Source organism: Corynebacterium sp. CNJ-954 (genome assembly GCF_001942345.1).
Lineage (GTDB): Bacteria > Actinomycetota > Actinomycetes > Mycobacteriales > Mycobacteriaceae > Corynebacterium.
The window spans coordinates 112,699-128,080 of record NZ_MKKI01000046.1 but is presented as its reverse complement, the minus strand read 5'-3'; the positions used below and the strand labels follow the sequence as shown (position 1 = coordinate 128,080).

General features: G+C 66.9%; 17 protein-coding genes and 1 pseudogene. 9 read left to right on the top strand and 9 right to left on the bottom strand.

The window, feature by feature from the left end:
- Positions 1-6 precede the first annotated feature (6 nt).
- Positions 7-963 carry a trehalose-phosphatase gene (gene otsB / locus BJF89_RS17885; protein ID WP_075816398.1) on the top strand — a complete coding sequence of 319 codons (957 nt, stop codon included), beginning with the start codon at positions 7-9 and terminating at the stop codon, positions 961-963.
- Here otsB and BJF89_RS17880 read toward each other — a convergent pair.
- A complete protein-coding gene (locus tag BJF89_RS17880) occupies positions 905-2,068 on the bottom strand; it encodes a LacI family DNA-binding transcriptional regulator (RefSeq protein ID WP_075816397.1) in 1,164 nt (387 codons plus the stop codon). The two genes, otsB and BJF89_RS17880, sit on opposite strands and share 59 nt — an antisense overlap.
- A 76-nt stretch (positions 2,069-2,144) precedes the next feature.
- On the opposite strand from BJF89_RS17880, the gene BJF89_RS17875 reads away from it, so the two are divergent.
- The 3 genes from BJF89_RS17875 to BJF89_RS17865 are packed head-to-tail and all read left to right on the top strand — an operon-like array spanning position 2,145 to position 4,729.
- Positions 2,145-3,143, top strand: coding sequence for a metal ABC transporter solute-binding protein, Zn/Mn family (locus BJF89_RS17875; RefSeq protein WP_075816396.1), 999 nt, complete (start codon positions 2,145-2,147; stop codon positions 3,141-3,143).
- Positions 3,144-3,848, top strand: a complete 705-nt coding sequence (locus BJF89_RS17870) for a metal ABC transporter ATP-binding protein (RefSeq protein WP_075816395.1) — start codon at positions 3,144-3,146, stop codon at positions 3,846-3,848.
- A gap of 44 nt (positions 3,849-3,892) precedes the next feature.
- On the top strand, positions 3,893-4,729 hold the full coding sequence (locus BJF89_RS17865) for a metal ABC transporter permease (protein WP_255372747.1): 837 nt from the start codon (positions 3,893-3,895) through the stop codon (positions 4,727-4,729).
- On the opposite strand, the gene BJF89_RS17860 is transcribed toward BJF89_RS17865, so the two are convergent.
- On the bottom strand, positions 4,708-5,262 hold the full coding sequence (locus BJF89_RS17860) for a hypothetical protein (protein WP_139312153.1): 555 nt from the start codon (positions 5,260-5,262) through the stop codon (positions 4,708-4,710). The genes BJF89_RS17865 and BJF89_RS17860 overlap by 22 nt on opposite strands.
- 149 nt (positions 5,263-5,411) lie before the next feature.
- On the bottom strand, positions 5,412-6,362 hold the full coding sequence (gene rlmB / locus BJF89_RS17855; RefSeq protein WP_075816392.1) for a 23S rRNA (guanosine(2251)-2'-O)-methyltransferase RlmB: 951 nt from the start codon (positions 6,360-6,362) through the stop codon (positions 5,412-5,414).
- A gap of 99 nt (positions 6,363-6,461) precedes the next feature.
- Here rlmB and BJF89_RS17850 point away from each other — a divergent pair, with 99 nt between their 5' ends.
- The 3 genes from BJF89_RS17850 to BJF89_RS17845 all read left to right on the top strand — a co-directional run bounded on the left by BJF89_RS17850 (position 6,462) and on the right by BJF89_RS17845 (position 8,394).
- Entirely contained in the window at positions 6,462-7,685 is a 1,224-nt protein-coding gene (locus BJF89_RS17850; RefSeq protein WP_369803774.1) for an MFS transporter, read from the top strand.
- Positions 7,686-7,687: 2 nt separating this feature from the next.
- Entirely contained in the window at positions 7,688-7,816 is a 129-nt protein-coding gene (locus tag BJF89_RS20115) for a hypothetical protein (RefSeq protein ID WP_369803773.1), read from the top strand.
- 89 nt (positions 7,817-7,905) lie between these two features.
- Positions 7,906-8,394, top strand: coding sequence for a nucleotidyltransferase family protein (locus BJF89_RS17845; protein WP_075816391.1), 489 nt, complete (start codon positions 7,906-7,908; stop codon positions 8,392-8,394).
- Positions 8,395-8,718: 324 nt separating this feature from the next.
- Here BJF89_RS17845 and cysS read toward each other — a convergent pair whose 3' ends face one another.
- Positions 8,719-10,137 (bottom strand): cysteine--tRNA ligase, encoded by a 1,419-nt coding sequence (cysS, locus tag BJF89_RS17840; RefSeq protein ID WP_187344737.1) that lies wholly within the window; start codon positions 10,135-10,137, stop codon positions 8,719-8,721.
- A gap of 28 nt (positions 10,138-10,165) precedes the next feature.
- Here cysS and BJF89_RS17835 point away from each other — a divergent pair, with 28 nt between their 5' ends.
- Entirely contained in the window at positions 10,166-11,041 is an 876-nt protein-coding gene (locus tag BJF89_RS17835) for a fumarylacetoacetate hydrolase family protein (RefSeq protein ID WP_075816389.1), read from the top strand.
- An 82-nt stretch (positions 11,042-11,123) separates the two neighbouring features.
- Entirely contained in the window at positions 11,124-11,690 is a 567-nt protein-coding gene (locus BJF89_RS17830) for a hypothetical protein (RefSeq protein ID WP_075816388.1), read from the top strand.
- Between the two features lie 17 nt (positions 11,691-11,707).
- On the opposite strand, the pseudogene BJF89_RS17825 reads toward BJF89_RS17830, so the two are convergent.
- The 5 genes and pseudogenes from BJF89_RS17825 to tatA all read right to left on the bottom strand — a co-directional run bounded on the left by BJF89_RS17825 (position 11,708) and on the right by tatA (position 15,366).
- A pseudogene (locus BJF89_RS17825) lies at positions 11,708-12,381 on the bottom strand (response regulator).
- A complete protein-coding gene (locus BJF89_RS17820) occupies positions 12,378-13,715 on the bottom strand; it encodes a sensor histidine kinase (RefSeq protein ID WP_075816387.1) in 1,338 nt (445 codons plus the stop codon). Before BJF89_RS17820 ends, BJF89_RS17825 begins: the two are co-directional and overlap by 4 nt.
- Before the next feature lie 82 nt (positions 13,716-13,797).
- Positions 13,798-14,316, bottom strand: coding sequence for a hypothetical protein (locus BJF89_RS17815; RefSeq protein ID WP_075816386.1), 519 nt, complete (start codon positions 14,314-14,316; stop codon positions 13,798-13,800).
- 1 nt (position 14,317) lies between these two features.
- Entirely contained in the window at positions 14,318-15,121 is an 804-nt protein-coding gene (gene tatC, locus BJF89_RS17810; RefSeq protein ID WP_083651100.1) for a twin-arginine translocase subunit TatC, read from the bottom strand.
- The gene (tatA, locus tag BJF89_RS17805) at positions 15,118-15,366 is read right to left on the bottom strand and encodes a twin-arginine translocase TatA/TatE family subunit (protein ID WP_075816385.1); all 249 of its coding nucleotides are present in this window, start codon (positions 15,364-15,366) and stop codon (positions 15,118-15,120) included. Before tatA ends, tatC begins: the two co-directional genes overlap by 4 nt.
- Positions 15,367-15,382: the final 16 nt, after the last annotated feature.

Below are 15,382 nucleotides of genomic sequence, written 5' to 3'. Positions count from 1 at the left end.
GACGGCATGACCGACGACTCCGTCACCACCGGCCCCCTGCCCACCGTCTCCACCGACGACGTCCAGTACCTCGCTGAGGTCCCGCACCTGCTCGTCGCCCTCGACTTCGACGGCACCCTCGCCGGATTCTCCACCGACCCGCTGTCCGTCCGGATGGTTCCCGGGGCGCGCGATGCCCTCGACCGACTCGCCACCTGTGCGGGCACCACCGTGATGCTGCTCTCCGGACGCAACCTCGAGATCCTCGAACCCGTCGCCGAGGTCACCGCCGTGGCCTCTCCTTCCCCCGGTGACATCCTGCTGGTCGGGAGCCACGGTGCCGAACCGGCCGACGCCACCAGCTCCGGTCTCGACGATGACCAACGTGCCCTGCTCTCCACACTCGCGGGGATGGCCGATGACTTCGCCACCCGGGATTCCGGGATGTGGGTGGAGCGTAAACCGTTCGCGGTCGGTCTGCATATCCGTGGAGCCGCAGACCGGCGGACCGGTCTGACCGCCTACGAGGAGTTCCGCCTCGCCGCCCAGAAACTCGACGGTGTCACCGTGACCCCGGGCAAGGACATCGTCGAGGTGTCCGTGTCACCGGTCACCAAAGGCAGCTACCTCGAGGCGTACATCGACCGGACGCAGCCGGACGCCGTCGTCTTCGCCGGGGACGACGTCACCGACGAGACAGCCCTGCGCGTTCTCGACCAGCAGGGGCTCACACCTGCCGGGGACGGGGGGCACCCGGGCCGTCCCGACGTAGGCATCCGGATCGGCGACGGCGAGACCGCCGCCCACCGACGTCTCTCTGACCCGGAAGCGATGGCTGAGACCCTCGCACGTCTCGCCGAGGCCCGGCTTCTCCGCCAGGGAGACCGCGAGGGCGGGGTCGTCGACGCCGCGTCGGTGGCCGCGGTCAGCGAGCTGCGGGAGGACCGACAGTCCGCCCCGGAAGGAAACGCGTCGGGAGAATGATCCGTGACTCCGGCTCCGCCCATTCGGTCGCGGGTTCCCGGCGCGTGGCTTCGGTGTTCCGGCCGATCAGTGCGGCGAGTACGTTGCCACTGGTGAACCCCTTCTCACGGTTGGGCTGTTCCACGGTCGCGAGACCGCGGAACCGCGCACGCGCGATGCCGTCGAACCCGACCACCGACAGATCACCGGGTACGTCGATACCCGCGTCGTCGGCGTAGTCGAGCACCCCGAGAGCCTGGCTGTCCGTGGTGCAGATGACCGCCGTGAGATCGGGGTAGTTCTCCAGCAGTTCGGCGGCCGCGCTGCGGGCGGTGTCGGGGTTGTTGATGTGGCGCTCGATGACCGGGACGTCCTCCCTGCTGATCCCGGCGTCCTCCAGCACTGCCAGTGCTCCGAGGACACGGCCCCTCTGGACGTGCATCTGCGCCTTGTCCAGTCGCCCGGCGCTCACCGGCCCGTTGTTCGGACGGCGGTCGAGGCGGATGCACAGGATGCCGACATGACGGTGGCCGGCGTCCACCAGTGCCTGTGCGGCCGGGCGGATCGCCTCACGGTCGTCGATGCCGACGAAGTTGACGCCGTGGTCGTCGGCGGGCTGGTCACAGATCACCGTGGGGACGTTGCGGCTGGTCACCGAGGTGAGGAAAGGATCGTCCGCGGCCACAGAGTAGACGATGAAGCCGTCCACGACCGCCTGGTTCACCAGGGACGCGGGACGGTCCTCCTCGGCGGTCTCTGCGCCCGCCGGGATCAGCAGCATTGAAGTGTCCATGCCCACGCATGCCTCGGAGACCCCTGACATGAACTCCAGGGACGCCTGGTCTTCGAAAGCGTAGGTCATGTCGTCGGTGAGCAGCACACCGATGGCACCGGCGCGACGGGTCCGCAGGGAGCGGGCCGTCGGGTCCGGACCGGAGTAACCCATCCGCTCGGCGGTGCGCATGATGCGCTCGCGCAGGTCGACAGAGAGCTGCTCCGGACGGTTGTACGCGTTGGATACCGTTGTCCTGGAGACACCCAGTTCCGCGGCGATGGAGGCCAGGGTGCCCCTCCGGCCCTGTCTGCCTTGCCGACCCTGGTTACTGGAGCGATTCACGACGACCATGGTAGTCGACGGTTCCGGCCGTGACTGACGTAACCCTAATTGGCAAGCGTTACCAACAAGGACTACTGTCGTCCTCATGTCACGACGTCGATCCGCCACCCGTACCGCCGCCGCCCTGTCGCTGGCCGGGGCCACCGCCCTGACTCTCGGCCTCACCGCCTGTGCAGGCGGTGCAGACAGTGCGTCCGCCGACAACGGCGGCATCCGTATCGTCGCGTCCACCTCCACCTGGGGCGACATCGCCCAACAGGTCATCGACGATGCGGCGGATGTTGACGGCGCCACCGACACCGACGACATCACGGTGGACACCATCCTCTCGGGAACCGACGACGACCCCCACGAGTACGAGGCCACCGCCCGGGACATCTCCACCATCCGGGACGCCGACATCGTCGTCGGCAACGGGGCCGGTTACGACAACTGGCTCACCGACAACGCCGGGGACGATGCCGAGGTCATCACCGCCGCCCCGGTTGCTGAGGGGCACGATCACGGCGATCACAGTACTGACAGCGACCATGCCCAGGACGCCGACCACGCCGACCACGATCACGGCAGCGGCATCCTCGAAGGCGAGGACAATCCGCATGTCTGGTTCGACATGGACCGCGTCACCGAGTTCGCCGACAGTCTCGCCGCCCACCTCAACAGCCTCGACGACAGCTTCCCGGCGGAAGCCACCGGTGTCCACGAGATGACCGACGGGTTCCGCCAGCGGATCGCCGAGCTTCCCCACTCCCACGTCGTGCTCACCGAGCCCGTGGCGGGTCTCCTGCTCCGCGGCTCAGAGGTCCACGACGTCACACCGGAAGGATTCGCCCGGGCCGTCCTGAACGAAGGTGAGCCGTCCGTGGCCGATCTCTCGGCGACCCGCGATCTCATCACCGACGGCGAGGCGGACGCGTTGATCACCAACACCCAGTCCGAGAGCCAGGCGTCCCGCCAGCTCACCGACGCCGCCGAGGACAAGGACGTGGCGGTCGTCAACGTCACTGAGACCCCGGACAACGACGAGGACTTCGCCGACTACGTCGACGCCGCGATCACCGACCTCGAGGATGCGCTCAGCTAGATGTCCCTCCTGACCTTCACCGGCGCCAGCGTCGACCCCCTCTGGCACGACCTCACCCTGAGTGTCGAACCCGGAGAGTTCCTCACCGTCCTCGGCCCCAACGGGGTGGGGAAGTCCACCCTGCTCAATGCCGTCCTAGGGACCCGTCCCCTGTCATCCGGCAGTGTCAGCGCACCCGACCGGATCGGCTTCATCCCCCAGCAACGCATGTTCGACACCGATCTGCCGATCCGGGTCCGTGACCTTGTGGGACTGTCCATCGAGCACGGGACGATGTCACGGCGACGTCCCCGCCGCTCCACCATCGACGCGGCGCTCGCCGAGGTCGGCGCGTCAGGTCTGGCAGACCGCCGGGTGGGTACGCTCTCCGGTGGTCAACAGCAACTCGTCAGGCAGGCCCAGGCCATGGCCACCGACCCTGAACTCCTCCTCTGTGACGAGCCGTTGCTCAGTCTCGACCTGTCGGCCCAACGGGCCGCGGTAGAGCTACTCGACCGACGTGGACGGGAGTACGGCACCGCCGTCATCTTCGTCACCCACAGCATCAACCCGGTTCTGTCGGTGACCGACCGGGTGCTCTACCTCGGCCCGGACGGACACGTCACCGGTGCCGTGGACGAGGTCATGACCGGCCCGGTGCTCTCCCGGCTCTACGGCACCGACGTGGACGTCGCCGAAGTCAACGGACGGATGGTGGTCGTGTGAGCACCTGGGACCTGCTGCAGGTCGACTTCGTCCAGAACGCCCTGATGGCTTCGCTGCTCCTCGGCCTGGTCTCCGGTGCTCTTGCTCCGCTGATCGTGATGCGCAAGATGAGTTTCGCCGCCCACGCCACCGGGGAGCTGGCGCTGATGGGTGCCGCAGCCGCACTGTTGTTCGGGGTCAGTGTGACCACGGGCGCGGTTCTCGGCGCTGTGCTGGCGGCCGTCGTACTCGCCCTGCTCGGGCTGAAGGAACAGGACGCCACCGTCGGCGTCGTCCTCGCCTTCGGCATGGGCCTGTCTGTCCTGTTCATCTACCTGTACCCGGGCCGGACATCGGAGGCCTACGCGCTGCTCACCGGACAGATCGTGGGCGTCTCCGGCGCGTCCCTGGGCATCCTGGCGTTGATGGCGGTCCTGGTCGTCGGGGCCGTCGCCGTACTGTGGCGGCCGCTGTTGTTCGCCACCGTCGACCCGGTCATGGCGGCGGCGTCGGGTGTGCCGGTGAAACTGCTGGCCGCGGCATTCGCTGTGCTCATCGGTATCGTCGCTTCCCAGGGAGTCCAGATCGTCGGGGCCCTGCTGCTGCTCGCCCTGTTGATCACCCCGGGCGCTGCGGCTGTACGGGTGACCTCGAACCCGCTGCTGGCAGTCGTACTGTCCGCGCTGTTCGCGACCACCTCCGCCGCTGGCGGGCTCATACTCTCCCTGGAGCCGGGGCTGCCGGTCAGCCCCTTCGTCACCTCGATCAGTTTCGCGATCTACCTTGCCTGCCGCGCCATCGGCTGGGCCCGTGGCCGCCGGGTGATCCGCGATGAATCACGGCAGCGGCACAGCCAGCCCGAGCTCCCCGCCGATCCGCATCACTCACAGAGCGTGAGTTGATCCCGTAGCGCCGGAGGGACACCGTCCTGCTCCAGGCGTCCGGCGTCGTAACAGGGGTAACCGGTACCGGGGGTCGTGTCGTCCGGCAGGTACTCCACCCACATGCCACCTGTCCATGCGAGGTTCCGGAGGTGGTCGGTCTGCCACTGCCCGGCGCGCATCCAGGCACCGTCGCAGTAGATGAGCACGTCGAGGGCCTCCATGCCCTCCGTGCGATGCAGGGACTCGAGACTGCAGGGCTCTGGGACGGGGTCGGTTTCCGGGGCCGGTTCGGTTTCAGATTCGGGGTCGGGTTCGGGTTCGGGGACAGCGGAGTGCTCTGGGACCATCGTCTCGGTGACGGTGGCGGGGCTGGTGCCGTCCACCGCAGAGTACGTCCCCTCTCCCCCGTCCCCTGAGCAGGCCACAATTCCCAGGCAGAGCGTAGCCACGGTTGCTGAGGCGGACGCCGACCGGACTATCCGGCGTGCGCGTCCCTGTACCTGTGCGGTCGTATCTCGTGTCGTGGATATGGTGGTAGATGTGGTGGACATGGCGCCCCTCCTCCGGGCTTGTACCTGTCCCATCGTCGACCCCACGCCCCACGTCACACATGCATATACCCGCATGACAGCCTGAGCCCTCAGGTCAGCGTCCGTCCCCGATTCCGACCTGAGCCCTCAACCTCCCCCTCCGGGGAGCTTCACCCCACGCGACGCTGGCGGGCGAACTCGCTGAGCACCACGCCCGCCGCAACGGAGGCGTTGAGGGACTCGACCCGGCCTGCCATCGGGATCGACAGGATGTCGTCACAGGTCTCCCCCACCAGACGCGAGAGCCCCTTCCCTTCGGACCCCACCACGACAACCACGGGGGTGGTCCCGTCATAGGTGTCGAGGGTGTGCTGACCGCCGGCGTCGAGCCCCACAACCTGGTACCCGGACTGCTGGAACTGCTTCAGTGAGCGCACCAGGTTCGTCGCACGGGCGACCGGCAGCCGTGCTGCCGTGCCGGCGGAGGTCCGCCATGCCACAGCGGTCACCGAGGCTGACCGACGCTCCGGGATGACCACGCCGTGCCCTCCGAATGCCGCAACCGAACGGATCACCGCACCCAGGTTGCGGGGATCAGTGATGTTGTCCAGCACCACGATCATCCCCGGCCGACCCGAGGTCTGCACTGCATCGATCAGGTCCTCGACCTCGGCGTACTTGTACGGCGGCACCTGCAGGCCGATCCCCTGGTGCATGCCGTTGCCCGTCATCCGGTCCAGTTCGTCGCGACTGACCTCGAGCACGGCGATACCACGCTCGGCGCAGGTGTGGACCGCCTCCGAGAGCCGCTCGTCGTTGCCGGTGCCGACCGCGACATAGAGTGCGGTGGCCGGGGCGTCCGCCCGCAGGCACTCGATCACCGGGTTCCGTCCGACGACGAGTTCCGGCTGATTGTCGGTGTCCCGGGGGTTCTGGCGCCCGGAGTCGCGTCGCTCCTTGGTCTTCTTCGCCTTGTACTTCGCGTGGTAGACGCGGTCCTCCGCCTTCGGCGTCGGCCCCTTGCCGGCGAGCCCCCGTCGCCGGGTGCCGCCGGAGCCCTTGTCCGAGCCCTTGCGCGCCGTCTTACGTACCGCGCCGCGGCGCTTGTCGTTTCCTGCCATGGCGACCAGACTACCCTGCACGTTCGTCCTGTTCCCAACACCGCCGCCGCACGGTATCGTCTGCTGGTTATGACCCCTCCGGATCCCGTGGGCACACGCATGTCCCGTACCGAACGACTCGACTCCCTCCCGGTGACCCGCCGTCACGTGAAACTGCTGGGCGGCTCCGGTATCGGGTGGGCGTTGGACGCGATGGACGTGGGCCTCATCGGTTTCATCATGGCGGCGTTGACCACCCACTGGGGGCTGAGCCACACCGAAACATCCTGGTTGGCCTCCGCGGGCTTCGTCGGCATGGCGCTGGGTGCCACGTTCGGCGGGCTGCTCGCCGACCGCATCGGACGGCGCACTGTCTTCGCCGTCACGCTGCTGGTCTACGGACTCGCGACCGGGGCGTCCGCCCTTGCCGGTGGCCTGGCGGTCCTCATCGTCCTGCGTTTCGTGGTGGGTCTCGGACTCGGCGCCGAACTACCGGTGGCATCCACCCTGATCTCCGAATTCGCTCCGCGGAATGTCCGGGGGCGCATGGTCGTGATCCTGGAGGCATTCTGGGCCGTCGGTTGGCTGGCCGCAGCCGTCATCGGCGCGTTCGTGATCCCGGCGAGTGACAACGGGTGGCGGTGGGCGCTCGCCCTCGGAATGGTACCGGCCTTCTACGCCCTGTACGTCCGTATGAAACTCCCGGAATCGGTACGCTACCTGGAGTCGAAGGGGCGTCACGACGAGGCGGAACAGATCGTCACCGACTTCGAGGAATCCGATCCCGCCCGCCTGCCGTTCCAGACAGGGATGTCGGCGACGGAGCCGAGGCAGCCGACGCAACCGTCGGAGACTTTAGAACCTGCAGTGTCTGCAGTGTCTGCAGGCGGCGGTATCTGGTCATCGGCACTGCGTCGACGGACCGCTGCACTGTGGACGATCTGGTTCTGCATCAACCTCAGCTACTACGGCGCCTTCACCTGGATTCCTTCCATCCTGGTCGATCAGGGCTACACGCTGGTGAAGTCCTTCACGTTCACCCTGATCATCACACTGGCCCAGCTGCCGGGGTATGCGGTGGCCGCTTTCCTCATCGAGAAGTGGGGGCGTCGGAGCACCCTGTCCGTCTTCCTCGCCGGATCAGCGGTGGCCGCCGGGCTCTACGGTTTCGCGGGGGTGGGATGGCAGATCATCGCCGCCGGATGTCTGCTGTCTTTCTTCAACCTCGGGGCGTGGGGCGCACTGTATGCCATCGGCCCGGAGCTCTACCCGACGACGATGCGTGCCCGGGCACGGGGGCGGCGACCGGGTTCGGACGGATCGCCTCGATCCTCGCACCACTGATCGTGCCGCCCCTGCTGGTGTTCGGCGGTATGCCGGTCCTGTTCGCACTGTTCGGCACGGTATTCGCCGTCGCCGCGGCGGCTGCGCTGGCGCTGCCTGAGCTGAAGGGGACCAGCCTGGCGGAGCGGTAGGTCATTGGGAGGGCCCGTTGTTCGACACCGCCTCTCGTCCCTACATGAAGCAGGGACGAGACCGCGGCCGCAGTGATAGCATGTGTTATATGAGTACCCGTGAGACCATCCGTGAGCAGCTGCGCGAAGATGCAGCAGCCGCCGATGCTTTACGATCTCGGGCCGGAGAGCTCCTGGTCACGGCTGTCCGCTCCGGCAGCGCAGCTGGTCTCTCACAACGCGAAATCGCCGAAGCTGTAGGGCGCAGTCAGCCGGAGGTTTCTCGACTACTACGTTTCCACGGTCGTTCCCCACTAGGTCGGGCATTGCGACGTCACCGCAATGAAGTCGCGGCCGCTTTACGTGACGTCGGAGTCCGGAATCCGAGGGTGTTCGGAAGTGTCGCCAGAGGAGAGGACGACGAACGCTCTGACGTCGACCTTCTTGTCGAGATCCCCGAAGGTTTCGGTCTCTTTGACCTCACCCAGTTAGAGCTCAAGATATCGGCCATTGTCGGTGCTCCTGTCGACCTTGTTCCCGACAGATCCTTGCGACCGAACCTTCAGGACCAGGTACTCAACGAGGCAATCCCACTGTGAGCAGGAGTGACACCGAGCGGATATCCGATGCCCTGTCGCACATCGAAGCGATACACCGCCACCTGGCAAACAGAAGCGTCTCTCAGGAGACAGTCGCGGATGCAGTGGCAATGCGACTCTCTGCCGCGATCGAGTCCCTCCGGACGACTGACGGAAGCCTGGAGACTCGACTTTTCGGCGACGAGTGGCCTGCAATATGGGCGACTAGAAACCACATCGCTCAGCGAACAATCTTCCGATGTTCGAGAACGTGCTTCGCAATGAACTGAAAGGGTATGGCGAGGCGTGACGGTTCGGATCGGAGACAGTGCGGTGTCTCTGCCGCTACCCTAGTGACCAGGTCGCCCCCTCCGGGGTGTCGGTGACGACCACCCCGGCTTCCTTCAACCGGTCCCGCACCTCATCGGCGGTGGCGAAGTCCTTCTCCGCGCGGGCCGCAGCACGGCGGTCCAGCTCGGCACGCACCAGGACGTCCAACGCTGACGTCGCGCCGTCCGACGCCTCAGTGCCGATACCCAGCCCACGCCCCTGCGCAGACGGCCCTGACCATGTCGCCGACATCGGGTCGACACCGAGCACGCCAGCCATCGCCCGCACTGCACCGGCGATCTCCGTCAACCGCTCACGGTCGCCGGACTCGAGCACCTTGTTGCCCTCCCGCACGGCATCATGGATGACGGCCAGCGACTGCGGAACGGACAGGTCGTCGTCCAACGCCTCCTCGAACGACGGCAGCCAGGAACCTGTCTCCACCTCACCGAGGATCCCCACGGCGCGTGCCAGGAACTTCTCGATCCGACGGAAGCCTGCGGCCGCCTCCTGCAACGCAGACTCCGAATACTCCAGCATCGAGCGGTAGTGCGCGGAGCCCAGGTAGTAGCGCAACTCGATCGGACGGACCTGGGTGAGGATGTTCGGCACGGAGAGCACGTTGCCCAGGGACTTGGACATCTTCTCGCCCGACATCGTCACCCAGCCGTTGTGCAGCCACAGGCGGGCGAAGCCGTCTCCGGCGGCATGCGCCTGGGCCGCCTCGTTCTCGTGGTGGGGAAACTGCAGGTCCATGCCACCGGCGTGGATGTCGAACTCCGCACCGAGATACTTGCGCGACATCGCCGAGCACTCGATGTGCCAACCGGGACGTCCGTAGCCCCACGGGGTATCCCACCCCGGTTCCCCCGGTTTCGCCGACTTCCACATGGCGAAGTCGCGCGGGTCCTCCTTGCCGGGGGCGGCGTCCTCGCCCTGGTCCAGTTCATCGAGCTTCTGGTGCGACAGGAAACCGTACTCCGGAACCCGCGCCGTGCGGCAGTACACCGAACCGTCCTCCGTGGCGTAAGCGAGGTCGGCGTCGATGATGCGCTGGATATAGGCGATCATCTCCGGGACGTGGCCCGTGGCACGCGGTTCGACGGACGGCGGTGCCACTCCGAGCAGGTCATAGGCGCGGGAAAACTCACGTTCGTGAGTGGCGGCCCATTCCCACCAGGGACGGCCGTGCTCGGCGGACTTGGTGAGGATCTTGTCGTCGATGTCTGTAACATTGCGCACGAAAGCGACATCGAGCCCCTTGGCCTCGAGCCAGTTGCGCAGGATGTCGAACGCCACCCCGGAACGCACATGTCCGATGTGCGGGATGGACTGCACGGTCGCGCCACACAGGTAGACCGACGCATGTCCTTCCTGCAGCGGAACGAAGTCCTGGAGTTCACGGGTCGCGGTGTCGAAGAATCGCAGAGTCACAACTGACAGTCTAGACGGGAGAGACCCCATGAAACTTGCGACGGTCCGTATCGACGGCTCACGGTGCACGATCCAGGTGGACAGCGTCGACGACGCACCGGACGGGGGCTCGGTCACCGGACGCATCGTGGACCGTCGCGAGCTCGGTGCCCTGCTCACCGCCAATCCCACCGGTATCCGCAGCGCCGTGGAATCCGGCCTGCGGCGGGACGGCGACGAGGTCACCGTCCCCCTGACAGACCTCCTGCCGGTCATCCCCTCCCCCTCGAAGGTCTTCTGCGTCGGCTTGAACTACCGGGAGCACATCGAGGAGATGGGCCACCCGATCCCCGACCATCCGACCCTGTTCGTGAAGTACCCGTCCGCACTGACCGCCCCCTACGCGGAGGTCACGGTACCGGCGGGGATGACCGACAAGGCGGATTACGAAGGTGAACTCGCGGTGGTCATCGGCTCCCGGCTGGCCGGCGCCCGCGGTGGTGCGACCGCCGAGGAGGCCCGGGCGGCCATCGGCGGCTACGCCGTGATGAACGACTTCTCCCAACGCGACTGGCAGTACCGCACCCAGCAGTGGCTGCAGGGCAAGAATCTCGACCGGTCGTCCGCCTTCGGTCCGTGGCTGACGGTGGCGGACGACTACGACCCCGTGGCCGAGGGTGCCGTTCTCCGCACGTGGGTCAACGGCGATCTCCGGCAGGAACATTCCACGTCCGACCTGGTGTTCCCCCCGGTTGACCTGGTCCGGTACATCTCGAACTTCGCCACACTGGAGCCCGGTGACGTGATCGTCACGGGCACCCCGGAGGGGGTCGGCGCAGGTTCCGGCCGTTTCCTCGGTGACGGCGACGTGGTACGCATCGAGGTCGACGGCCTCGGTGCCGTGGAATCGACCATCCGGATGTGAACGCACTGCCCCTGGCGGGACCACGCTTTGATAGGGTCAGCTCAGTACGCTTATCCTGCCCTACGCACCCCCGGAGTACCTCATGACCCTTCGCACCACCCGCCCCACGCGCCGCGCAGCTGCCCTCGCCGCCACCGCTGTCCTCGCCCTGGGCCTCACCGCCTGCTCCAGCGACTCCGATGATTCTGCAGAGTCAACGGACTCAACGGAGTCAACGGACTCTGCCGACGCGACGACGACGGCAGCCGACGCAGCCTCCGAAGGCGCCGCATCCGACGGCGCCCTCTCGGTGGACAAGGCCGACGGTCTCACCGCAGGCGACACCGTCAAGGTCACGCTGGACGGACTGGACACCGAGCAGAACTACTACGTCGCTGTCGCCACGACCGACGGCGAGAGCAGCGACCCGTCGACCTACGCCGGCGAGATGAGGGACTGGGCGCGCGTCGTCCCCGAGGGCGAGGAGGGTGGCACCGCCACCTTCGACGCCGACGGCAACGCCGAGTTCGACCTGACGGTCCAGGCCACCAACGAGGACGGCACCGTGGACTGCACCACCGACTCATGCTCACTGAAGCTGGTCACCGACCACGCCTCGACTCCCCCGTTCTCGGACGTCGCGTCCGTCCCCGTGACCTTCGAGAAGTGACACGGTAGCTCCCGGGGTCATTCCCCGGGGACCAGCAACCCTCCCTCGTAGGCGAGGATCACCAGCTGGGCACGGTCATGTGCCTGGATCTTGGTCATGATCCTGTTGACGTGGGTCTTCGCCGTGTGCGGTGAGATGAAGAAGGTCTCCGCGATCTGCTGGTTCGACAGACCGCGCCCCACCAGTTGGAGCACCTCACGTTCCCTCTCCGTGAGCAGGGCCAGGCTCCGGGCCGCCTGCTGTGAGACCGCCGGGCGCGGTTCAGGGGACCGCACGTAGCGGGCAATCAGGCTACGGGTCGCCGTCGGCGACAGGAGAGCGTCACCGTCCGCGACGGCATGGACGGCGCGGATGATCTCCTCCGGTTCCGCACCCTTGCCGATGAACCCGCTGGCCCCCGCACGCAGAGCCGCGACCACGTACTCGTCCTCTTCGAATGTCGTCAGGATCAGTACCTTACTGTTGGCGTTCGCTGGGTCGGAACAGATGCGTTCGGTTGCTCGATGCCGTCGAGACGGGGCATACGGATGTCCATCAGGACGACGTCAGGGCGCAGGGAGACGGTCATCTCGGCGGCTTCCAGTCCATCCGTCGCGGCGCCGACGACCTCGGTGTCCGCTGCACTGGAGAGGATGTCCACCACCGCCTGACGGATGAGGGCCTGGTCGTCGACGACGAGCACGGTGGTCACGGATAGTCCTCCCGGTTCCTGGTGTGACTGGCGAGTGGTAGTTCAGCGGTGAGCGTGAATGTCCCGTCTGATTCTACGGTGGAGATCGTGCCGCCCACGGCGGCCACACGTTCCCGCAGGCCGGTGAGGCCCAGATTTCCCTGTGGGGCGTCGGGTTGGTTGCGCCCGGTCTCCGAGACCGGGTTGCGCACCTCCACCGTCACCGCGGCGTCCGCCCCTCCCCGGACGATGATGCCCAGGTGCGCCGACCCTCCGGAACCGTGCTTGTGTGCGTTGGTGAGCCCCTCCTGAACCACCCGGTACACCACTCGTCCGGTGGTCTCGTCGGTCGACGAGAGGTCGCCGTCGACTGTCCGGTCGACAGCGAGTCCCGCCTCGACGACCGAGCGCACCAGGGGATCGATGTCAGCGAGCCCGGGCTGCGGCAACTGAACGGTTGCCCCCTCTGCACCCGACCCGGCGTTGTCGTCGGCGCGCAGGTACCGCAGCAGCACCCCGATGTCCCCGAGAACCTCACGCGCAGCACCACGGATCGTAGCGAGTGATTCCCTGGCCTTCTCCGGCCGCGTGTCCAGTGAACTGGACGCCACACCGGCATTGAGACTGATCACCGAGATACGGTGGGCGACCGTGTCGTGCAGGTCCTGGGCGATGCGGAGTCTCTCCTCCGCCACCCGTCTGCTCGCTTCAGCCTCCCGGGTCTGCTCGGCGCGTTCGGCACGTTCGGTCGCCGCCCGGGTGTACTCACGCCGGGACCGGGCACTGTCCCCCAGAGCGGTGGCGACTGCGATACCTGCGGCGACCTGGAAGACCTGGGGATCCAACGCCATACGGTTGTCGGTGAACAGGCTCAACACCGCGACCACGGTCGCTCCGAGGGCGCCCAGGACCAGTGCAGTCCGTCTCGGCGCCGTGTTCGCCGCGGCGAACACGGCCACGACCGCCCCGATACCTGGTGCCAGGACGGGAGACCCGACGACGGCGGTGGCGAGATACACCACCAGACAGACGATGAACACAGGCACAGACCAGCGCCGACGCAGCGGCATCAGTGCCGCGGTCACCACCGCCAGCAGGGGGACGAAAAGCATCATGTGTTCGTCGGGGAATCCGGGACCTGATCCCGGGCCGGGCCCCGGGCCCAGGGGCAGCCCCAGGCCGGAACCAGGGGCTCCTCCCGGCGTCGGCACGACGACGGAGACGAGGATGAGGGCGATGATCGCCAGGTCCCCCGCCCACACCGGCAGCCACGCCGGACGCTCGCGTGGCTGACCTGAGTCCGGACGGGCCGGGGACGTCAGGCCTGTCGGTTCTGTCGGGACGGGCTGGCTCATTCGACCATTCTCCTTCATCTCTGTCATTCGTGTCCCTGCCGGTAGTGCTGTTACTGCTGGTGTGCCGCTTCACCGAAGTAGATCACACCGTGCGGGACATGCCGTGGTGTGCGGTCGACTCATCGGGTTCAGGTGTCTCAGGAAGCTGGACCGGTGGATCGTCCGGCTCACCGACCGGAACCGGTTCGACAATTCGGCGGCGGAGCGGGTGCCCGGAGGTACCGCCGACAACGACCCACCGTTCACGGAGCTCCTGGGTGGGTGGAGGGGCCGCCTCCCCGGATTCTTGGGACACGGAGCAGTCTTCGTCATCCATGTCCCGGTCCGGGGTGGCGACGGCACCGTCTGTGGTCAACGCGTCCCGTACGATCCGGCGCGGGTCATAGCGCTGCAGCTGCCTGTTCCACATCGTCGGGTCCATCGCATCGACGGGGAACCCGAGTTCCTGCTCCGCCCGGCGACGGGTCGATTCGGTGAAACGCCGGACGTTCCTGACGAAGGTGGCGAGCTTCTCTGCATACTGGGGCAGCCGTTGCGGACCGATGATCACGGCGGCGATGAATCCGATGACGATGAGTTTCTCGATGGACAGTCCGAACATGTCAGGACACCCCTTCCAGGGTCGGGGACGCGGTGTCACCGACGGCGAGGTCGGCGTCCGTGCCCTTCGGCGAACGACGGTCATGAATCCAGGCGATGGTCAGGGAGACCCCGAACAGGACCGCCATGGGTACGGCGATGAGGAACATCGACAGCAGGTCTGCGGCCGGAGTGACCAGCGCGCTGAACACCACGATGCTGATCGTTATGCCACGCCAGCTGCGGGCTACCGTCACCGCCGGTAGCAGCCCCATCACGTTCAACACGACGATGAATGCGGGAAGCGTGAAGGCGACACCCGCAGCGAGCACCAGCTTCATCACGAAGTCCACGTAGTATGACGCCTGCAGCAGGGTACTGTCCTCTGCGGACGCGAACCCGGCGAGGAGTTCGACGATCCTGGGGAACACCGCCACTCCGGCGGCACAACCGGCGGCGAACAGCGGGATGACGGCCCCGATGAAGCCGAAGGTGTAACGCTTCTCTCTCCTGGTCAGGGCAGGGGCGATGTAGGCCAGCAGCTGGTAGAGCCACACCGGGCTGGACAATGCGATACCACCGAACAAGGCGATCCTGAGTTTGAGGTCGAAGGCCCCGGTGATGCTGTCGTAGTTGATGGTCGCCGCACGGGTCTGCGCGATCTCGACGACCGGAGCACGCAGGACCTCGAGGACCTGGTCGGACATGAGGTAGGCGATGACCATGGCGACCGCGAGGGCGGCCGCAACGCGGGTGATCCTCCTCCTGCCTTCACGAAAATGGCCGGCCAGGGGCATGGTGGCAGGCCCCGCGGTCGCGGTCGTCATGAGGTGTGCTGTTCTGCCGTAGGCACGGTGTGCACGGTACGCACCGACGGCGTCCCGGCACCCGGCTCAGCCACCGGTCCAGCCGTCGGCACGGTAGCAGTCTCTGTCTCGGACGCCTCCTTCTTCAGGATCCGGACGGACTGGCCGATGCTCTTAGCCAGCGCGGGGAGTTTCGCTGCCCCGAACAGCAGGAGCACGACGGCGAGGATGACCAGGGCGTGCATTCCGGTGAGATTCTGTAACATGATCTACTCCTTGAGG

Bases quoted from the DNA above. Each gene is read 5' to 3' on its own strand.
- otsB (WP_075816398.1), top strand. From the start codon at position 7: ATGACCGACGACTCCGTCACCACCGGCCCCCTGCCCACCGTCTCCACC.
- BJF89_RS17880 (WP_075816397.1), bottom strand. From the start codon at position 2,068: ATGGTCGTCGTGAATCGCTCCAGTAACCAGGGTCGGCAAGGCAGACAG.
- BJF89_RS17875 (WP_075816396.1), top strand. From the start codon at position 2,145: ATGTCACGACGTCGATCCGCCACCCGTACCGCCGCCGCCCTGTCGCTG.
- BJF89_RS17870 (WP_075816395.1), top strand. From the start codon at position 3,144: ATGTCCCTCCTGACCTTCACCGGCGCCAGCGTCGACCCCCTCTGGCAC.
- BJF89_RS17865 (WP_255372747.1), top strand. From the start codon at position 3,893: ATGGCTTCGCTGCTCCTCGGCCTGGTCTCCGGTGCTCTTGCTCCGCTG.
- BJF89_RS17860 (WP_139312153.1), bottom strand. From the start codon at position 5,262: ATGTCCACCACATCTACCACCATATCCACGACACGAGATACGACCGCA.
- rlmB (WP_075816392.1), bottom strand. From the start codon at position 6,362: ATGGCAGGAAACGACAAGCGCCGCGGCGCGGTACGTAAGACGGCGCGC.
- BJF89_RS17850 (WP_369803774.1), top strand. From the start codon at position 6,462: ATGTCCCGTACCGAACGACTCGACTCCCTCCCGGTGACCCGCCGTCAC.
- BJF89_RS17845 (WP_075816391.1), top strand. From the start codon at position 7,906: ATGAGTACCCGTGAGACCATCCGTGAGCAGCTGCGCGAAGATGCAGCA.
- BJF89_RS17835 (WP_075816389.1), top strand. From the start codon at position 10,166: ATGAAACTTGCGACGGTCCGTATCGACGGCTCACGGTGCACGATCCAG.
- BJF89_RS17830 (WP_075816388.1), top strand. From the start codon at position 11,124: ATGACCCTTCGCACCACCCGCCCCACGCGCCGCGCAGCTGCCCTCGCC.
- BJF89_RS17820 (WP_075816387.1), bottom strand. From the start codon at position 13,715: ATGAGCCAGCCCGTCCCGACAGAACCGACAGGCCTGACGTCCCCGGCC.
- BJF89_RS17815 (WP_075816386.1), bottom strand. From the start codon at position 14,316: ATGTTCGGACTGTCCATCGAGAAACTCATCGTCATCGGATTCATCGCC.
- tatC (WP_083651100.1), bottom strand. From the start codon at position 15,121: ATGACGACCGCGACCGCGGGGCCTGCCACCATGCCCCTGGCCGGCCAT.
- tatA (WP_075816385.1), bottom strand. From the start codon at position 15,366: ATGTTACAGAATCTCACCGGAATGCACGCCCTGGTCATCCTCGCCGTC.